Raw genomic sequence first — 18,265 nt, forward strand, 5'->3', positions numbered from 1 at the left:
GATCACCTTTAAAACTTTAAATTCTTTGAATATTTAAGTATTCTTTTTTATATTATGGTAATTTATATATGGTAATATGATAATATACCGTGCATATCTCACATATTAATATTAGTTTTAGTATCTCTCGGTTTTATTGATTTTGGACTAAATACAATTTTATTATGAACGTTTATAATCTTTTTAATCCTTTAATTGTAATATTTATTGAAGTCCTTAATGATCTTTATTAAAGATCTACGGTCAACTATTGTGGTTTCCAAATATAAAAAGGTTTATGTTCAGACCTTTTCAAAATTTTAACTTATAGGGACTTTAATCTTGATATTAATTCTTCCATATCTACTATCGTATTTATGCATCCATCTCTTAAGAGAGGTTGCCCTTGGGAGGGAATTCCCTTCCTTGATAAGGAGTTCATTCCATAAAACAGATCTCTATTGCAGGCAACCCCAAAAACTGCCTCTGGCATCTCTTCTTTCAATATTCTTTTTAAAAATGTAGATCCCGGAATTATATAAACTTTGTAGCCCCTACTTTCCGCAACTTTTAAGATCTCTCCAACCCCACATCTATTGCAAAATACACACTCTACACCTTTGGGAGTTAATTTTGCAGGACATTTAACATCTCTAAGGCAGTGGGGAAGAACTAAAACTCTTTTTTTTGCTTTTTTAAATTTATCTTCATAATACTTATTATAAAATTCTATTCCAACTCTATAAAAGGTATCTTCCGTTCCAACTAATAGAAAAATTTTAAGTAGGACTGAATAAAGGTTATCCATTAAAAACAGAGCTAAATTTGGGAATATTAGTTTATTTTTCTTTAATAATATAAATCCAATCACTAAGATTAATAAGAAGGATAGAAACGCAAGAGTAAGCAATACAATCGTTATGACTCCAATAAGTTGTAGAACTCCTCCCAAATCCAAGTTCTCTTCCTCCAAGTTAGTCATTTTAAAAATTAATCGCTTTTAAAAATTAATCGTAAAAATTATAAAGCTTTAAACTTTAACTCTCAAAGGTAAAACTGTTGTTATATAAATGTCCCTGATTAAAAAGTATATGTTGTAATACTAAAACACTACTTATGAAAAACTATATATAATAGTTGGTATGAACCATACATCATAAAATAATACACTATAAAAATGGTGAGTTTATGGAGGCGCTGGTTTTGGTAGGACATGGTAGTAGATTACCATACAGCAAAGAACTACTGGTAAACTTGGCTGAAAAAATAAAAGAGAAAAATTTATTCCCTATTGTGGAAATAGGTATGATGGAATTTAACGAACCAACGATCCCTGAGGCCGTTAAAAAGGCAATAGATCAGGGAGCTAAGAAGATAATTGTTGTTCCAGTGTTTTTAGCCCATGGTATTCACACAACAAGGGATATTCCAAAGATGCTCGGGTTAATTGAAGATACTCATGAAGATGATCACCACCATCATCATCACCATCATCACCACCACGATTTTGAAAAGTTAGAGATTCCTGAGGATGTTGAAATTGTATATAGGGAACCTATTGGAGCAGATGATAGAATTGTAGATATAATTATAGACAGGGCTTTTGGAAGATAATTTTTATAACATTGATTTGAACATTAAATCTATTTTGACTTAACTATTTAAATCTTTTAGTATTTTTTAATTTTCTTATTGGATCTTCATCAGAAATATTATCGTCATTTAACGCGTTCTTTAAAATGGTGTTTTCACTTTTCATTATGTTGTTTATAACATCCTCGGATGTTTTTGACGATACGCTTTTATTTAGGGACTTTAACATTTTAATCTCACTTTCTATTTTTTCTTGCTGACATTTTTCGTAAACACTAATACTTCGGGATTTTTCTTTCATTAAAATGCAGTATGCTCCAGCAATGCCAACAGAAACTATTAGGAGTAGTATTATTACAACGACACTCATACTAATTCCCTTTAAAGTTATTATCTTTTAAATTATTTGAGCTTATTTTCAATTTTATTAATCTCTAAATTCTTTTTAAGGTTAAACTCATATCTACACTCTTTACTGAGTGAGTTAAAAATCCGAGAGAAATAACATCGACATTGTGAATTGCATAATCTAAAATGTTTTTTTCAGTAATTCCTCCACTGACTTCAATTATGGGTCTAAACTTATTTTTTATTTCAAATTCATTAATTATTTCCAATGCTTTTTTTATTTCATCTGGCTTAAAGTTATCAAGCATTATAATATCTACTTTTTCCTCAAGTGCCTCTCTAAGTTCTTTAAAGTTGCTAACCTCTACTTCGATCTTTTTTGTAAAACTAACTTTTTCTCTTGCTTTTCTTACTGCTTCCTTTAATCCTACTACCGATATATGGTTATCTTTAATTAGAATACAGTCATCTAACCTAAATCTGTGTGGATCTCCTCCCCCGACAATTACTGCATACTTTTGTAGTGGGGAGAGCATTGGAAGTGTCTTTCTTGTGCATGCTATTTTAACGTTTTTATTAACTGCTCTAACTTTTTTCACTACTCTATTGGTTGTCGTAGCGATCCCTGAAAGATGCATTATCAAATTTAAGGCGGTTCTTTCAAGAATTAATATTGTTTTTGCATCTCCTTTGATTTTTAAGATCTTTCCAAGTGCCTTATCTCCATCTTCAACAAGCTTTTCACACTTTACTCCATAATTTTCAAAAAACTCAACGATAAAATCTATTCCACAAACTATACACGTCTCTTTCGCTTCAATAAACCCCTCCGCAATTGTGTTATTTGGAATTATAGATTCAGTTGTTAGATCTCCAAACCCGACATCATACTCCAATGACTTTTTTAGAACTTTTAATGCATAATCTTTTAGCATTTTATCCCAATTTATTTTTATAATTTTTATTTTTTAATTCTTTTGCTATTGAAACCAACATTATATTATGCATAATAACTTACTTATTGAATATATACTTTTTAATATGGAGATAACATATTTAAAAATTGTCGGTTTTAGAAAGAATCGTCGTTTATTATAACTTCTATATACTTTAAAATAACATAATATTTTAAAATACTTTAAAAATAAATACTCACGGTGAAAACAATGCTTAAAACACTACCTCCCACTTTGCGGGAGAAAAAAAGATATATTGCCTTTAAAATAATTTATGATGAAGAAATAAAAGAAGGAGAGCTGGTAAACTTAATAAGAAGAGCTGTTTTAGATTATTATGGAAGTTGGGGAACCTCAAAGGCAAATCCCTGGCTCGTTTATTATAATTTTCCATATGGAATTTTAAGATGTCAGAGGGATAATGTTGATTACGTTAAAGCATCCTTAATACTTGTAAATGAATTCAAAGAAAAACCGATAAATATCATATGTCTTGGTGTTTCTGGGACGATAAGAAAGGCCAAAATTAAATTTTTAGGAATAAAACATCCAAAAAGATGGTTTTTAGTTAGAAGAGAGAAAATGAAGAAAAAATCTAATAAATCGGTGGGATGATGAAGAACGTAAATGTTGGGTTGTTTGGGCATATAGATCATGGAAAAACAGAACTGGCAAAACAATTAACAGAGATAATCTCAACATCTGCATTAGATAAACCAAAAGAATCAAAAAAAAGAGGAATAACTATTGATTTAGGTTTTTCTTCATTTGTCCTTGACAACTATCGAATCACCTTAGTTGATGCTCCTGGACATTCTGAGTTGATAAGAACAGCAATTGGGGCAGGAAATATTATAGATGTTGCCTTGCTTGTTGTAGATGCAAAAGAAGGGCCAAAAACACAAACAGGAGAACATCTTTTGGTGTTAGATCTATTAAAAATTCCTACAATAGTGGTTTTGAATAAGATAGATATTGCAAGTAGTGAGGAGATAAAAAGAACAGAAGAACTGATGAAGCAGATATTGAACTCAACTTTGTACTTAAAAAACTCTAAAATTGTAAAAATTTCAGCAAAGACAGGAGAAGGGATAGATCATTTGAAAAAAGAACTTAAACAGTTATTAGATACTATTAATATAAAGAGGGAGATTGATTGTTATTTAAAGATGCCAATAGATCATGCATTTAAGATAAAGGGTGTCGGAACAGTTATAACTGGAACAATCCATAAAGGAACCGTAAAAGTTGGAGATCTACTAAAAATTTTACCAATAAATCAAGAAGTTAAAGTTAAGAGTATACAATGTTTTAAACAGGATGTAGAAAGAGCGTATGCAGGAGATAGAGTAGGAATGTCGTTAATGGGTGTAGAGCCAGAGAGTTTGTTTAGAGGATGCGTATTGACATCAGAAGATACAAAATTAAAAGTGGTTGATAAATTTATTGCAAAAATAAAGATTTTAGACCTTTTTAAATATGATCTAACCCCTAAGATGAAAGTTCATGTAAATGTTGGGCTATTAACAGTTCCTGCTACAATAATTCCATATACGTTGGAAAAAATAAATGATAAGGAAGAACCTATTGTGCTGAATGAAGTTAAAAAAGGAATGTCTTGCTACTGTATGTTTAAGTTAGAGGAGAAGGTTGTAGTCGAAGAAGGGGATAAACTTCTGATCATGAGATTAGATCTACCTCCAACGACTTTGAGAATTTGTGGTTTTGGAAGAATAGTTGATTTTAAAAACGTAGATCTTAAAAAAATTGTAATTAAAGAAGGAAAAGTTGTTAAAAAGAAAGATAGAGTATACATAGAGGGACTTGCCACATCAAAAATATCGGGAGAAAAGCTTATTGGAGAGAAAGTTTATATCCCAGAGAAGGACATTTGGGGAGTTATAAAGGGAACATTTGGAACTAAGGGTTATTTGTTGGTAGATTTCGAGGATGATGTAGAGGGGGGAGAAAAGGCAGTGTTAAAGAGAGTTAGAAAGTGGGGTTGAGATCAGCAGATACTAAAACCGTATCTTTTATATACCCTACATAACAAAAATACTCTTTACACACACGAATTTTAATTGTTTTTGGTGAGAGTTGTGTATGTAGTGAACCTGCCATATAAAAAGTTGGGTGTGGAGTTTAACGAAAAACTTGTAATTTTAAAAATGAAGTGTAAAGACATTGAGGAAGATATTAGATTAAATTTTGAATCAGCGGCATTATTAAAAATACTTATGGAACAAAGTGCGATAATCGCTGAAAAAATAAACAAGGATTTTAAAAAAGATGGAATAAAGATTAGTGAGATCTACGATGTGGGAACTGTCTTTGGTGTGGATGGGAGAGTTTCTATTGGTGTATTACCTGCTGATGAGAGTAGAGTCGCATCGGTTCTTGTTGGATTTCACAAAAATGACAAGCACATCTCTGTTGTAGTGAAACCGAAAAAAATAGCTCTACTTAGTATGATAATTTCAAAAATCATTATTGAAAATTTAAATTTAAACCAGAAAAAGCAGAAGTTTAAGATTCAGATGTAATTATTGTCTAATTATATCTAATTATATAAATGTCTAATTATAAATTTTAACTTTTAAAAATTATGAACATATCACGCTCCTTTTATTTTCTTTTTTCTCTTTTTATATTCTCTTTTATACTTTAAATCTACTTTTCCTTTTTCATTTATTTTCGTTATATATTTCTGTCCCAATTAATTTTATATTTCATCTTTTTTAGTTTCACATATCTCTTCTATCCTTAATTGCTTTCCTTTTCCTACAATCTCATAAAAACTTAGGGAAATTACTTTGATCTCTTTGCTTATCGGATAATGTTTTCCTCTTTTTGATAGTAAATTGGGATCTACAAATAAAACTTCTCCATCAAGTTTCACTGCTAAATAAGGTGTTCCTCCAAATATTTTGGAGAATGTTATAAGTTTTTCAATATCTTCTCGATTTACATAAAATTTTGATTTTGAAGATGACTTACATTCGAATATTAGTATCTTGCCATCTTTTCCGGCAATTATATCAACTCCTTTACTTCCCGCACTTCTAACTACTGCAAAACCTTCCTCTTCTAAGAGTTTTTTTAATTCTCTCTCAAACGAACTTCCTTTTCTATATTTATGCTTCATTTTTGCTCCCTAATACCTTATCTATTATTTTTTTAAATTCTTCAACTGGAATTTTGCTTTCTCTCTTTATTAACTCTTCTTCCTTAGCCCTTAACTGATCTATTGGCATTATGCCATTTTTATCTATATTGTCTAATGCCAATCCAACTTTATCTAATACTCTCTGCTCTGCCTCTAATTGATGGAAACCCTCTCTTGGACCCCCTCCTCTGAATGCCCTACATCTCCTTTTATCCCAGATTGCATATCCTCTATCCTTGCAGAATATTCTGTTTCTTTCAAAGTTCCTAATTTTTTGGGCTAAGGTATCTACTAAGTCCTCTTCTCCTTCAATATATGCTCCAAAACACGTTTCTTTTACAAGGACTGGCTGATTTAATGAATTTATATATCTAACCAACCTTCCTGGTGTTGTTAATGCATTTTCTGCTAATACAATAACTTTGGTTTTTTTCATAATTTCACCGTAAATCGTTTAATTTTTATGTCTATTAATTTTATGTCTTTTGTTATTTTATTATTTATCCTTATCCGTTTATTACTTTTAAGATGTTAATCATTAAATATTGGGCATTTTTTGCGGTTTTTTATTAATCAATCTCTTTATAAAGTTTTCTATTTATAGTCAATACTCGGTATTTTTATATCACATTATTTTTATTTTTAATTAAAAATAATTTTTCTTCATTTTGAAAAGGTGTTAGAATGATCGAGACCCTTAGTAGTATAAAGATTAGAGATGTGATGACAAAGGATGTGATAACAGTTGATAGTGAGGAGGGAGTTGTAGAGGCGTTTGAAAAAATGTTAAAATATAAAATTAGCTCTCTTCCAGTAGTCAATGAAAAAAACGAGGTTGTTGGAATAATTACCACCACTGATATTGGATACAATTTAATAAAGGATAGGTATACCTTAGAAACCAAAGTTGGGGATGTAATGACAAAAAATGTAATAACGATAAAAGAGTCAGCTAACCTTTTAGAGGCAATAAAAAAGATGAATTTAGAAGATAAAAAGGAGATTATTAATCAACTTCCAGTAGTTGATGAAAACAACAAATTAGTTGGAATTATATCTGATGGGGATATTATTAGGATTATCTCGAAGATAGTTTAAGTTTTCTTCTATTTTTATTATTTTTTATATAATTTTTATTATATTGTTGTATTGTCTACTTATGTGTAATTTTGTGCCATAACAACACACAAAACCACAAACTTTTTATAGAACTTCTAACTAATACATTAATTAGGAAGTAAAATATAATATTTATGAATAAATTTTATGAAGTTAAGATATAAATTGAATAAAGGAGGGGGAGATTATGACAAACGAAGTTTTAGATATAAATGAGGCAGTTAGGGCATATATAGCTCAAATTGAAGGTTTAAGAGCAGAGATAGGAAAGTTAGATGCGACTATCGCAACTTTAAGGCAATCATTGGCTACTTTAAAAGGTTTAAAGACATTGGGAGAGGGAAAAACTGTCTTAGTTCCTGTTGGAAGCATTGCACAGGTAGAGATGAAAGTAGAAAAGATGGATAAGGTTGTAGTTTCAGTTGGGCAAAATATCTCCGCTGAATTGGACTATGAAGAAGCATTAAAATACATAGAGGATGAAATAAAAAAATTATTAGCATTTAGATTAGTGTTAGAGCAAGCAATTGCGGAGTTGTATGCAAAAATAGAGGATCTTATTGCAGAAACTCAACAAACATCTGAAGAAAATGTAGAAGAGGAGGAAAATGAGGAGAAGTCCGAATAAAGATATTCATGAGATAATAAGTTTTCTAAAATCGCTACCAGAGGGTAGGAAGATCTATATTGAAATGTCAGGGATTTGGGTAGAGGTTAGTAAAGAAGAGGCGATAAACTTTTTAAAAAAGAAAGAAAACGAAAATGAAAGCTGTAAATAAACTTATTTTTTATTTTTTTATTTTTTTTATTTAATTTTTACTGCTTTTCAGTTCATCAAAACTTCTGCAAACGCAGAACTCGCAGAGGGAGTATTCGTTGATTTGTTTATTCTTTACTGGACAGTAGTAGGTGTTTCCTTTTTTAATGATCCTTACATTTCCTGGGAAGGTTAAGTAAGTTGGATGTAGTGGTTTTTTTGCTATGAACGCTAAATAAGGACATAGTATTTTTGATAGTTTTATAAATTTTTCTTCTTCTGGTGTGTTGTATTTTTTAAATCGCTCTATTCTTTCTAACATCTTTTTTAATTTTTCTTCATCTATCTCCTCATCTTTAATATCTTCACACTTTTTTTTCTTAATTTCGTGGAATGTTTCAATTAAATATTTCATCATAGAATTTATGTAATGTTCTCTATATTGTGGAGGAAGATATTTGGCATCTTTTTCTATAAAGCTTCTTACCATCATTATATCATAAATGCTGAAATTTTCTAACTCCTTTTTTAATTTTTTAAGAAGTTCTCTGGATTTCATAATTTCACATCTAAAAAATTCCTTCTATCAAAAAACATAGCATTGCAACAACTAATGCTCCTACAACCATTTTTATTCCAGATATTATTACATTTTCTCTTGAGATCTTTCCAATAAATACTCCTAAAATAAAAAGTATCGTTATAGTTATGCCTATTGCAACATAAAGAGCAGTTTTTATATCAAAAACGAAAAATGGCACAACTGGAAGGGCTGATCCTATTGTAGTCGATATTCCATCAATAAGACCGCAGATCATTGTCTCTCTTATTGCTTTTTGATATATCACAGATTTTTTTAAATATCCGCTCTTTTTTAGTAAACTTTTTTCTTTCTGTATTCTTTCTCTTTCTAATGAGGCCTTCTCAGCAGTAAAAGCTCCAAGAATATTGGATAAACCGTTAGCTATCCCCCCTCCAAGCCCTGCCGCAATTATAACTGACGCATCTGCTGAACCACTTGCTCCAATAACAACTCCAAGGGCGGATAATGAGCCATCAATTAATCCTCTAACGATGTATCTTGTCTCTGCCTCTCCGTTTATTCTATTTAAGATCGGTTTTAGACGACGCGGAACTTTCAACACTTATCACCTTTGTTTAGTTTTTTGGAATTTTTGATTTATTGTTAGTGATATAAACTTATTTCAGACCCAAAATGTCTTTTAAATCATAACATTTTAATAATCTCTCCCGAATAACCTGTTCTTTATGCTTAACTTGTTTAGCATTTTCGATAATTTCTCCTAATATTTCCTTTTTGATTATGGCAACCCCATTACAGTCCCCTACGACTATATCTCCGGGGTTTATTTTAACACCGCTAATAATCAATGGCACATTTATCTCTCCAAGATTTAAAGGTTTCCCTGCATTTGGGCAGAAATTTTTCGCAAAGACGGGGAATTTTATATATCTAATATCTTCTAAATCTCGGACGCATCCGTCTATAACAACTCCTTTAACACCCTTAATTTTTGCATTTAATGATGCTAAGCCGCCCCAAACAGCTGTTTCATATTTTTTATCTCCAACGATCTCTGCGATAATGATCTTACCTCTGGCAAAGCTTATCGCTTTAATTAAAGTTCCCCAATCGTTATAATTTGTTTTTACAGTTATTGCTTCTCCAAAGACAATTTTCTGAGTTTCTAAAATCGGTTTTATCCCGTTTAACGGCTTAGCCCCTGCATCACATAAATTTGGAACTGAAAAATTCTTTAAGATGTTCATACATCCCACTTGAATTTTTTCTTTCTGATTTTTTACTGTTTTAGTTTTTTGGCAATTTCCTTAGCCCAGTATGTTATAATAAAATCAGCCCCTGCCCTCTTTATACACATTAATACTTCGAATATTGCACTATCTCGATTTAACCAGTTATTTTTTGCTGCTGCTTCTATCATTGCATACTCTCCACTTACACAGTAGCCACCAATGGGAATATCAAATCTATCCTTGGCCATTCTTATTATATCTAAATAAGGAAGGGCTGGTTTAACCAAAATTAGATCAGCCCCTTCCTCTATATCTAAGGCGATCTCTCTCATTGCCTCTCTTGCATTTCCTATGTCCATTTGATAACTTCTCCTATCTCCAAATTTTGGAGCACTTTCAGCCGCTTCTCTAAACGGTCCATAAAAAGATGAGGCATATTTGGCTGAATAACTCATTATAGCAACATCATCATAACCATTTTTTTCTAAAACTTCTCTTATTGCTTTAACTCTTCCATCCATCATGTCCGAGGGAGCTACAATATCGACTCCTGCTTCTGCATAGGATAAAGCGATCTTTGCCAATATTGGGAGGGTAGCATCGTTCAAGATCTTTCCATCTTTAACTATTCCGCAGTGTCCATGGCTTGTGTATTCGCATAAACAACAATCGGCAATAACTAAAAGTTCATCCCCTAACTCATCTTTAATACCTCTTATAGTTCTTTGAACAACTCCGTTTTTATCATAGGCAGAGCTTGCTGTTTCATCCTTATGCTTTGGGATACCAAACAATATCACTGCTGGAATTCCTAAATCCGTTATTTCTTTTGCTTCGTTTATGGCTCCTTCTACACTAAACCTGTATTGATTGGGCATTGATTTAATTTCTTTTTTTTCATTTTCTTTCAGATTTTCATCCACAAAAATTGGCATGATTAAATCATTCGTTGTTAAAGTAGTTTCTCTAACTAAGTTCCTAATTTTTTGGTTTTTTCTTAATCTTCTTGGCCTTATTAACATATTAACCCCTTCTTTCTTGGCTTTCTATTTTTCTATTTTTTAAAGGTTTATTTTGATTTTTATTTCGTAAGTTTAATGAAGTGTTTTAAATCCTCAGTTTTGTAGATTTTTGGATGTAGGAGCTTTGCATATTCTTCCAAAACCTCTATTGAATTTAATGTTTCATGTTTTAAGTAATCACTTGAAGTTATATAAAAATGTCCTGTTTTGTATGCCTTAAATTTTAGAAATTCGGGGTTTTCTTTTAATAGTTTTTTGGTATCTATCTCCTCTCCCATACTATCTAATATACAAACATCAGCATATCTGGCTTTATTTATGAATTCTCTTCTGTCTATTGGTTGATAGCATATTCCTTCTACATTTTCAAATAAATAATTTCCTTTTAGATCGTTTATTAAGTGAGGTATATAGTGGTCTTTTCCATATACATATGCTCTATTTTTATGATAACCAAAAAATGCTACAACGGGTTTGTATCTAACTTTATTAAGTGAGTTGAATATTCTCTTTTTTTCTTCCACTATTTTGTTGAATATCTTTTCTGCTTTTTTAAACTTACCAAATATTGATGCATAGAATTTTATCCACTCAATCTTTCCAAGAAAGCTCGGTTCTTTATAATTTCCAGTTTTTGCATAGTTGATATTTTTATTTCTTAACCACTTAGATAGTGGATTAAATATATTCCAATCAATGAGAATTACAATATCTGGATTTATATTTAAAATGTTTTCGTAGTTGGTAATTCCATCTCCCCCAACATTCAATATTTCTCCATCCACATATTTTTTATAGATGGGATAATTTTTTAAAACAACATCTGCCCAAAAAACTCCTTTAACACTTTTGATCATCTTCTTAATGTTCAATAAATAGGCAGTATCTATAAACATGGCATCTGCAACTATAACACTTTTTGGAGGTTTTTTTAATAGAATTTTATTACTTTCAGAGTCAAAGATATGATCATCCATTATATCAAAATGAACTGCATATTTAACCGCACTGTTGAAATATCTATAAAAGTTTGGTGTCATAATACCACAGTAGTCATTGGTAAAGATAATTTAAATATTATTTAAGATTTCTTTATAATTGGGTATATTTATTTTTTCTGCAAAAACTTTAAAAAATAAAAACATTAAAGACATTAAGAAAAAATACCCCACTGCTAAAATTGTTAAAATTTCTTTATAGTATTACCACATACCAACTAAGAACGAACAAATAGAAGAAATAACCACAATACTCCTCTTATGAGCGATACTTTTACTTTATAATCTATATAATCTAATATACTAAACATATGAATACTTAAAAGGGCTTTGAAAAATAAAAAATAAAAAAACAGAAAAAATAAAGGCAAAAAAATAAAATCAAAAATAAATTAAAATAAGAGGGATGCCCATGTTTCTAACACTTGATGATTTTAATTTTGAAGATAAGAGAGTGGTTCTCAGAGTTGATATAAATTGTCCAATAGATCCGAATACGGAAGAAATATTAGATGATAAGAGAATAAGAGAGATAAAAAACACAATAACTGAACTTATTAATAGAGGGGCAAAGGTTGTTATTTTAGCCCACCAAAGTAGACCTGGGAAGAAGGATTTTACAACTTTAAAAAATCATGCAAAGGTTTTATCGAGAATTATTGGAAAGGATGTTAAGTATGTGGATGAGGTTATCGGAACTACGGCAAGAGAGGCAATAGTTAATATGAAAAATGGAGATGTGGTATTGTTAGAGAATATTAGATTTTATTCTGAAGAAGTTTTAAGTGAATGGAAAAAATGGGAGGACATAACTCCAAAAAAACAGGCAGAAACAAATTTAATTAAAAGATTGTCTCCTCTTTTTGATTATTTTATTAATGATGCCTTTGCAGCAGCACATAGGGCTCAGCCGTCATTAGTTGGCTTTTCATATTATATGCCGATGATCGCTGGAAGATTAATGGAAAAAGAAGTTAGTGTGTTGTCTAAGGTATTAGAAAACCCGGAAAAGCCATGTGTTTATGTCTTAGGAGGGGCTAAGGCAGATGATTCAATAAGAGTTATTAAAAATGTTTTGGAAAATGGAACTGCTGATAAGATCTTAACATCTGGAATCGTTGCAAATATATTTCTTATTGCAATGGGCTATGATTTGGGAATAAATATGAATGTTATAGAGAATCTTGGATTAGTAAATCAAATAGAAGTTGCAAAAAGGTTATTAGATAAATTTGGGGAGAAAATAGAGGTTCCTGTTGACGTGGCAATAAATGTAGATGATGAGAGAATAGAGGAGGAGTTGGATAAAAACAAAAAAGTAAGTGGATTAATAAACGATATTGGAGAAAAAACCATAAAACACTATCAAGAGATAATTAAAAACGCAAAGACCATTGTTGCTAATGGTCCCGCAGGGGTGTTTGAAAAAGAAGCGTTTGCGAAGGGAACTGAAGAGTTATTGAAAGCGATTGCAGTTTCTAATGGATTTTCAGTGATTGGAGGAGGACACCTTTCCGCAGCTGCGGAATTATTCGGACTTGCAAGTCAAATAGATCACGTGAGCACTGGAGGAGGTGCAACTTTGGACTTTTTAGCTGGAGAAAAGTTGCCAGTGATAGAAATGCTTAAAGAATCATACAAAAAATACAAAGAGTAAACTGTTTAGAAATCTTATAAAATCATTTTTAATTTTTATAGAAACCTTTAAAAACTATGGTATTAAAAATTAGATGAATAATATTACCAAAAAGAGAAAGGGGATCCTATGGATTTAAAAAACATCATCAACGAAATAAAAAATTTTGAAGGAATTTTAAGGAAAATTGCAATAAAAGACGTTATTGAGACATTTAAATTTGAAGATGACGACTATGATTTTGATATTATTGTAGATTTTGGTGATGATGCTGCTGTTATAGGAATAGATGGAGATAAAGCAATATTATTGGCAGCTGATGGAATCTGGGGAAAACTCTTAGAGGCAGATCCTTGGTGGGCAGGATATTGCTCTGTTTTAGTTAACTGTAAAGATATTGCAGCAATGGGAGGAAAATGTATTGGAATGACCAATATAATAAGTATAAAAGATAAAGATATTTGCAGAGAGGTTTTAAAAGGAGTTAAAGACGGTGTAAAAAAATTTGGAGTGCCAATGGTTGGAGGGCACACACATCCAGATGCGATATGTAATGTTTTAGATGTCTCAATAACTGGAATTGCTAAAAAGGACTGTATATTGAGAAGTGATAACGCAAAAATTGGGGATAAAATCATATTTGCTTATGACTTAGTTGGGCAAATTTATAAATCATTTCCATTAAATTGGGACACAACAACAATGAAATCAAAGAAAGTAGTTAAAGCCCAGATGGATGCATTAGTTCAAATTGCAGAGAATAAGTTAGCTAATTCATGCAAAGATATAAGTAATCCCGGATCTATTGGAACGTTAGGGATGTTATTAGAAGTTTCGAGGAAGGGAGGAATTGTAGATATAACAAAAATTCCAAAACCTGAGGAAATTGATTTAATACACTGGCTTAAAGTGTATCCAGGAAGTGGATATGTGTTAACTGCAAAAGAGGAGAATTTTAAAGAAATAAAAGATATTTTTGAAGACGTTAAAATGACTGCTGAGATCTGTGGAGATGTTATTGCTGAGAAAAAACTTTACCTTACAGATGGAGAAAATAAAGAGATTATTTTTGATTTTGAGAAAGAATTTATATGTGGCTGTTAAAACTGCTTAAACATTAAAATTTCTGTTATCCAATATACCTAACAATGTAATCTTAAATAAAAATTAGAAAAAGTATGAAACAAAAAATATAAAACATATACAGATCTATTTTTATCCGATAAATTTATAAATTTTGAAATTACAATGTGTAAAATTATACAAAGATTATATAAATATATGTAAATGTAAACCTAAATGAACATAAAAAAGAAAAGGCAAAATGCAAATAAAAAGTAAAATAAAAATAAAAAGATAAACATTAAAGCCCCAGTTTTTGGTGATCGGCATGACTACATTAGAAAAAATTGAATTAAAAAATTTTAAATCTTTTAAAAAACTATCCCTCGATATTCCTAAAGGATTTACAGCAATTGTTGGGCCGAATGGAAGCGGAAAATCAAACATAGTAGATGCGATCCTATTTGTTCTTGGAAAAACGTCTGCAAAAAAGTTAAGGGCAAATAAATTCAGCGGGTTGATTACATATCACAACGGAAAACGTGCAGATTTTGCAGAGGTCTGTATTTATTTTTTAAATGAAAATGACACATTTAAAACATTTAACATAAATGCAGATCGAGTGGGAATATTAAGAAGGATAAAAAAAAGTGGGGAGAGTAATTATTACTTGATCTGGAAAGATAATGATAAAGAAAAACGGAGAAAAATGTCTAAACAGGAAATTATAGATTTATTTAGAAAATTAGGACTTTTAGGAAATAATGTGATCTCTCAGGGAGATCTTTTGAGGATAATCAACGTATCACCAATAGAGAGAAGGAAGATAATTGATGAAATTAGTGGAATCGCTGAATTTGATGAAAAAAAGAAAAAAGCAGAAGAAGAATTAAAAAAAGCAAGAGAATTAATAGAAATGATAGATATAAGAATAAGTGAGGTAGAAAATAATCTAAAAAAACTCCAAAAAGAAAAAGAAGATGCAGAATTATATTTAAGCTTAAATAGTGAGCTAAAATCTGCGAAGTATGCTCTCCTCTTAAAAAAAGTTGATTATCTAACAAAAATACTGGATAATTTAAAAGAAGATATAAAAAATTTAGAGGAATTAAAGTCCGAGTTTTTAGATAAAGTTAAATCACTTGATGATGAAATAAATTCCTTAAAAAATAGATTAAAAAATATAATAACTGAGTTAAATGAAAAAGGCAATGAAGAGGTTTTAGAACTTCATAAATCTATAAAAGAGTTGGAGATAGAGATAGAAAATGATAAAAAGATATTAAATTCATCTAAAAATGAAGTAATCAAGATTGAGAGGGAAATAGAAAATAAAAAAAGAGAGATTGAAGAAACTAAACAAAAAATTATAGAAAATAGGGACTTAATCATTAAAAAAGAAGAAAAAATAAAAGAAATTGAAGAGCAAATAAAAAATCTAAATTATGAAAAGGAACGACTTAAAACTACTATAAATGAAAGTGAAAATACAATAAAATACTTAAAAAAGATGGAAATGGAACTTACCGACGAAATCTCAAAAAATCAGAATGAATTATATTCTCTAAGAAAGAAATTAAATGATTTAGATAACATACTGAACAGAAAAAACTTTGAAATTGAAAAAAATACTGAAACCATAAACAAACTAAAAGAAGAGCTTGAATCAACAGAGGAAGTAGATACAAAATCTTTATACATTGAATTAGAAAATATAAAAGTAGAGATAGAATTTTCTAAACGAAAGATAAACGAAATTGAAGAAAAAAAGAAAAATTTCCAAAATAAATTAGATGAATTACATGCAGAATATATAAAAGAAAATGCCCGGATTAAAGCAATAAAAGAGATGGAAGAACTATCTATTGACCGAACAATCAAGGAAATTTTAAATGCCAAACTCCCTGGCGTTATAGATATTGTAGGAAATCTTGGAAAAACAAAAATTGAATATAAAACTGCAATTGAGGTCTCTGCAGGAAATCGGCTTAATTACCTCGTAGTTAAGAGAATGGAAGATGCAGTTAGGGCAATAAAATATTTAAAAGAGAGAAAACTTGGAAGGGCAACATTCTTGCCAATGGATAGAATTGAAGGACGGGAAACAGTATTTATAAACGAAAAAGGAGTAGTTGGACGAGCCATAGATCTTGTAGAGTTTGATGAGAAATATAGAGATGTATTTGAGTATGTTTTTGGAAATACTGTTATCGTTGAAAATATAGACGTAGCAAAAGAGTTATCAAAAAAATATCGAAAAGTAAGGTTTGTAACACTTGATGGAGATGTGATAGAGCCAAGTGGAGTTATGATCGGAGGGACATTCAAGAGTAGGGCTAAAATTAAAGTAGATGTTGATTTAAATAAATTAAATAGGATAGCTGATGAGATTATAAAAATTGAAAACGAACTAAAATCTCTGAAAGATGAAATCGATAGATTGAATGAGATAATTAGAAAAAACCTGTCTAAAAAAATGGAAATTGAGAATACATTGGAAATTATCAAGAAAAATGAAATGAGAAGAATGGAAATTTTAGAGAAAAATTCCTCATTGATAAAAGAGTTAACTCTGAAAAATGAAGAGATCCTTGATGAAATAGAAGAATTAAATCTTGAAAAAGAAGAAATTTTGAGAAATATAGAAAAAATAGAGAAAAAAATAGATGAACTGATGGAAAAAAGAGAGAATGTGATAAAAGAGCTTAGAAAATATGAAAGCGATGAAAATTTAAAAAGAATAAAGGAGATCGAAGAAGAGATAACAAAATTAGAAAAACAAAAAATAGGACTAAAAAATGAGATTGAAAAAGGACTCACACTGATCAAAGAAATTTTAATTCCAAAAACAGAAGAACTAAACAAAAAAATATCAGAGTTAATTAATAAAAAGTCGGTTTTAGAGAAGAATATATCGTTTTATGAAGAAAGTATAAAGAATAATTTAAAAATATTAAACGAAAAAAAGAAAAAATATAACGAATTAGCTAAAAATTTAAAGGAACTAACAGAAAAGAAAGAGAAGATTGAAAATGAGATTGAAACATTGGAACATGAAAAAAAGAAATTATTGCAAAAAATAAAAGAAATTGAAAATGAAATAAACGAACTTAACGTTGAGAAAGCAAAATATGAGAGTAAATTAGAAGAAGAAGAACGAAAACTTTATTTATGCGAAAAAGTAGAAATAAAAGATGGTTTAGAAGAAAAGACAATTGAGGAACTGGAGATATATATAGGAGAGCTTGAAAGTGAAATAAAAAAGTTAGAACCAATAAATATGAGGGCTATTGAGGACTATAAATACGTTGAGGAGAGATACAAAGAATTAATCGAAAAAAGGAAAGAATATGAGAGAGACGAGAATAAATGCCTCCAATTAATGGAAGAGATAGAAAATAGAAAAAAAGAAGTGTTTATGGAAGTGTTTAATAAAGTTGCCAAGAATTTTGAAGAGGTTTATAGAGAAATTGGAGGAGTTGGAAAATTAAGCTTAGAAAATGAGGAAAATCCATTTGAGGGAGGTATATTAATAGATGCTTCTCCAAAAGGAAAAAAACTTTTAAGTTTAGATGCAATGAGTGGAGGAGAAAAATCGTTAACTGCACTGGCCTTTTTATTTGCCATTCAAAAATTAAATCCTTCTCCGTTCTATGTTTTGGATGAAGTTGATGCCGCTTTAGATGTTAAAAACGTGTCATTAATTGCAGATATGATTAAAAATGCTTCAAAATATAGCCAATTTATTGTTATAAGCCATAGAGAGCAAATGGTTAGCAAAGCAGATGTTGTTTATGGAGTTTACATGGAAAATGGATTAAGTAAAGTTGTTGGAATTAAATTATAAATAAAC

General features: G+C 30.1%; 20 protein-coding genes. 10 read left to right on the forward strand and 10 right to left on the reverse strand.

Annotation, left to right across the window (positions count from 1 at the left end):
* Window positions 1-304 precede the first annotated feature (304 nt).
* A complete protein-coding gene (locus METVU_RS02600) occupies window positions 305-961 on the reverse strand; it encodes a DUF116 domain-containing protein (protein ID WP_015732607.1) in 657 nt (218 codons plus the stop codon).
* A 206-nt stretch (window positions 962-1,167) separates the two neighbouring features.
* Here METVU_RS02600 and cfbA point away from each other — a divergent pair, with 206 nt between their 5' ends.
* Window positions 1,168-1,593 (forward strand): sirohydrochlorin nickelochelatase, encoded by a 426-nt coding sequence (cfbA, locus tag METVU_RS02605; protein WP_015732608.1) that lies wholly within the window; start codon window positions 1,168-1,170, stop codon window positions 1,591-1,593.
* 43 nt (window positions 1,594-1,636) lie between these two features.
* Here the strand turns inward: cfbA and METVU_RS02610 are convergent, their stop codons facing one another.
* Window positions 1,637-1,942 (reverse strand): hypothetical protein, encoded by a 306-nt coding sequence (locus METVU_RS02610; protein WP_015732609.1) that lies wholly within the window; start codon window positions 1,940-1,942, stop codon window positions 1,637-1,639.
* Window positions 1,943-2,006: 64 nt separating this feature from the next.
* On the reverse strand, window positions 2,007-2,855 hold the full coding sequence (gene nadC / locus METVU_RS02615; protein ID WP_015732610.1) for a carboxylating nicotinate-nucleotide diphosphorylase: 849 nt from the start codon (window positions 2,853-2,855) through the stop codon (window positions 2,007-2,009).
* 231 nt (window positions 2,856-3,086) lie between these two features.
* Between nadC and METVU_RS02620 the strand changes: the two genes are divergently transcribed.
* The 3 genes from METVU_RS02620 (at window position 3,087) to METVU_RS02630 (ending at window position 5,419) form a co-directional block, all read left to right on the forward strand.
* Window positions 3,087-3,491 carry an Rpp14/Pop5 family protein gene (locus tag METVU_RS02620; protein WP_015732611.1) on the forward strand — a complete coding sequence of 135 codons (405 nt, stop codon included), beginning with the start codon at window positions 3,087-3,089 and terminating at the stop codon, window positions 3,489-3,491.
* Window positions 3,491-4,882 carry a selenocysteine-specific translation elongation factor gene (selB, locus tag METVU_RS02625; protein WP_015732612.1) on the forward strand — a complete coding sequence of 464 codons (1,392 nt, stop codon included), beginning with the start codon at window positions 3,491-3,493 and terminating at the stop codon, window positions 4,880-4,882. Before METVU_RS02620 ends, selB begins: the two co-directional genes overlap by 1 nt.
* Before the next feature lie 93 nt (window positions 4,883-4,975).
* On the forward strand, window positions 4,976-5,419 hold the full coding sequence (locus tag METVU_RS02630; RefSeq protein ID WP_015732613.1) for a hypothetical protein: 444 nt from the start codon (window positions 4,976-4,978) through the stop codon (window positions 5,417-5,419).
* Window positions 5,420-5,598: 179 nt separating this feature from the next.
* On the opposite strand, the gene hjc is transcribed toward METVU_RS02630, so the two are convergent.
* Together hjc and METVU_RS02640 are read right to left on the reverse strand one after the other, a co-directional pair.
* Window positions 5,599-6,021: a Holliday junction resolvase Hjc gene (gene hjc, locus METVU_RS02635; RefSeq protein ID WP_015732614.1), complete on the reverse strand. Its 423-nt coding sequence runs from the start codon at window positions 6,019-6,021 to the stop codon at window positions 5,599-5,601.
* Window positions 6,011-6,478 carry a methanogenesis marker 6 protein gene (locus METVU_RS02640; RefSeq protein WP_015732615.1) on the reverse strand — a complete coding sequence of 156 codons (468 nt, stop codon included), beginning with the start codon at window positions 6,476-6,478 and terminating at the stop codon, window positions 6,011-6,013. Before METVU_RS02640 ends, hjc begins: the two co-directional genes overlap by 11 nt.
* Before the next feature lie 248 nt (window positions 6,479-6,726).
* Here METVU_RS02640 and METVU_RS02645 point away from each other — a divergent pair, with 248 nt between their 5' ends.
* The 3 genes from METVU_RS02645 to METVU_RS09040 all read left to right on the forward strand — a co-directional run bounded on the left by METVU_RS02645 (window position 6,727) and on the right by METVU_RS09040 (window position 7,940).
* The gene (locus METVU_RS02645) at window positions 6,727-7,140 is read left to right on the forward strand and encodes a CBS domain-containing protein (RefSeq protein WP_015732616.1); all 414 of its coding nucleotides are present in this window, start codon (window positions 6,727-6,729) and stop codon (window positions 7,138-7,140) included.
* Window positions 7,141-7,348: 208 nt separating this feature from the next.
* A complete protein-coding gene (gene pfdA, locus METVU_RS02650; RefSeq protein ID WP_015732617.1) occupies window positions 7,349-7,789 on the forward strand; it encodes a prefoldin subunit alpha in 441 nt (146 codons plus the stop codon).
* Window positions 7,770-7,940 carry a hypothetical protein gene (locus METVU_RS09040; protein ID WP_015732618.1) on the forward strand — a complete coding sequence of 57 codons (171 nt, stop codon included), beginning with the start codon at window positions 7,770-7,772 and terminating at the stop codon, window positions 7,938-7,940. Before pfdA ends, METVU_RS09040 begins: the two co-directional genes overlap by 20 nt.
* 30 nt (window positions 7,941-7,970) lie before the next feature.
* On the opposite strand, the gene METVU_RS02655 is transcribed toward METVU_RS09040, so the two are convergent.
* Genes METVU_RS02655 through METVU_RS02675 form a run of 5 tightly spaced genes read right to left on the reverse strand, consistent with a single transcriptional unit; the run spans window position 7,971 to window position 11,756 of the window.
* Complete coding sequence (locus tag METVU_RS02655; protein WP_015732619.1) at window positions 7,971-8,477, reverse strand: DUF2115 domain-containing protein; 507 nt, start codon at window positions 8,475-8,477, stop codon at window positions 7,971-7,973.
* A gap of 10 nt (window positions 8,478-8,487) precedes the next feature.
* Window positions 8,488-9,063 (reverse strand): TIGR00267 family protein, encoded by a 576-nt coding sequence (locus tag METVU_RS02660; RefSeq protein ID WP_015732620.1) that lies wholly within the window; start codon window positions 9,061-9,063, stop codon window positions 8,488-8,490.
* A gap of 55 nt (window positions 9,064-9,118) precedes the next feature.
* Window positions 9,119-9,709: an RraA family protein gene (locus METVU_RS02665; RefSeq protein ID WP_015732621.1), complete on the reverse strand. Its 591-nt coding sequence runs from the start codon at window positions 9,707-9,709 to the stop codon at window positions 9,119-9,121.
* A gap of 32 nt (window positions 9,710-9,741) precedes the next feature.
* Entirely contained in the window at window positions 9,742-10,716 is a 975-nt protein-coding gene (gene hemB, locus METVU_RS02670; protein WP_015732622.1) for a porphobilinogen synthase, read from the reverse strand.
* A 59-nt stretch (window positions 10,717-10,775) separates the two neighbouring features.
* Entirely contained in the window at window positions 10,776-11,756 is a 981-nt protein-coding gene (locus METVU_RS02675; RefSeq protein WP_015732623.1) for an ABC transporter substrate-binding protein, read from the reverse strand.
* 370 nt (window positions 11,757-12,126) lie between these two features.
* Here METVU_RS02675 and METVU_RS02680 point away from each other — a divergent pair, with 370 nt between their 5' ends.
* From METVU_RS02680 to smc, 3 genes are all read left to right on the forward strand, one after another.
* On the forward strand, window positions 12,127-13,371 hold the full coding sequence (locus METVU_RS02680; protein WP_015732624.1) for a phosphoglycerate kinase: 1,245 nt from the start codon (window positions 12,127-12,129) through the stop codon (window positions 13,369-13,371).
* Window positions 13,372-13,479: 108 nt separating this feature from the next.
* The gene (locus METVU_RS02685) at window positions 13,480-14,454 is read left to right on the forward strand and encodes a methanogenesis marker 2 protein (protein ID WP_015732625.1); all 975 of its coding nucleotides are present in this window, start codon (window positions 13,480-13,482) and stop codon (window positions 14,452-14,454) included.
* A 286-nt stretch (window positions 14,455-14,740) separates the two neighbouring features.
* Window positions 14,741-18,259, forward strand: a complete 3,519-nt coding sequence (gene smc, locus METVU_RS02690; RefSeq protein ID WP_015732626.1) for a chromosome segregation protein SMC — start codon at window positions 14,741-14,743, stop codon at window positions 18,257-18,259.
* Window positions 18,260-18,265 lie beyond the last annotated feature (6 nt).

The sequence above is a fragment of the Methanocaldococcus vulcanius M7 genome (assembly GCF_000024625.1).
In the GTDB taxonomy this organism is placed as follows: domain Archaea; phylum AGJL01; class Methanococci; order Methanococcales; family Methanocaldococcaceae; genus Methanocaldococcus; species Methanocaldococcus vulcanius.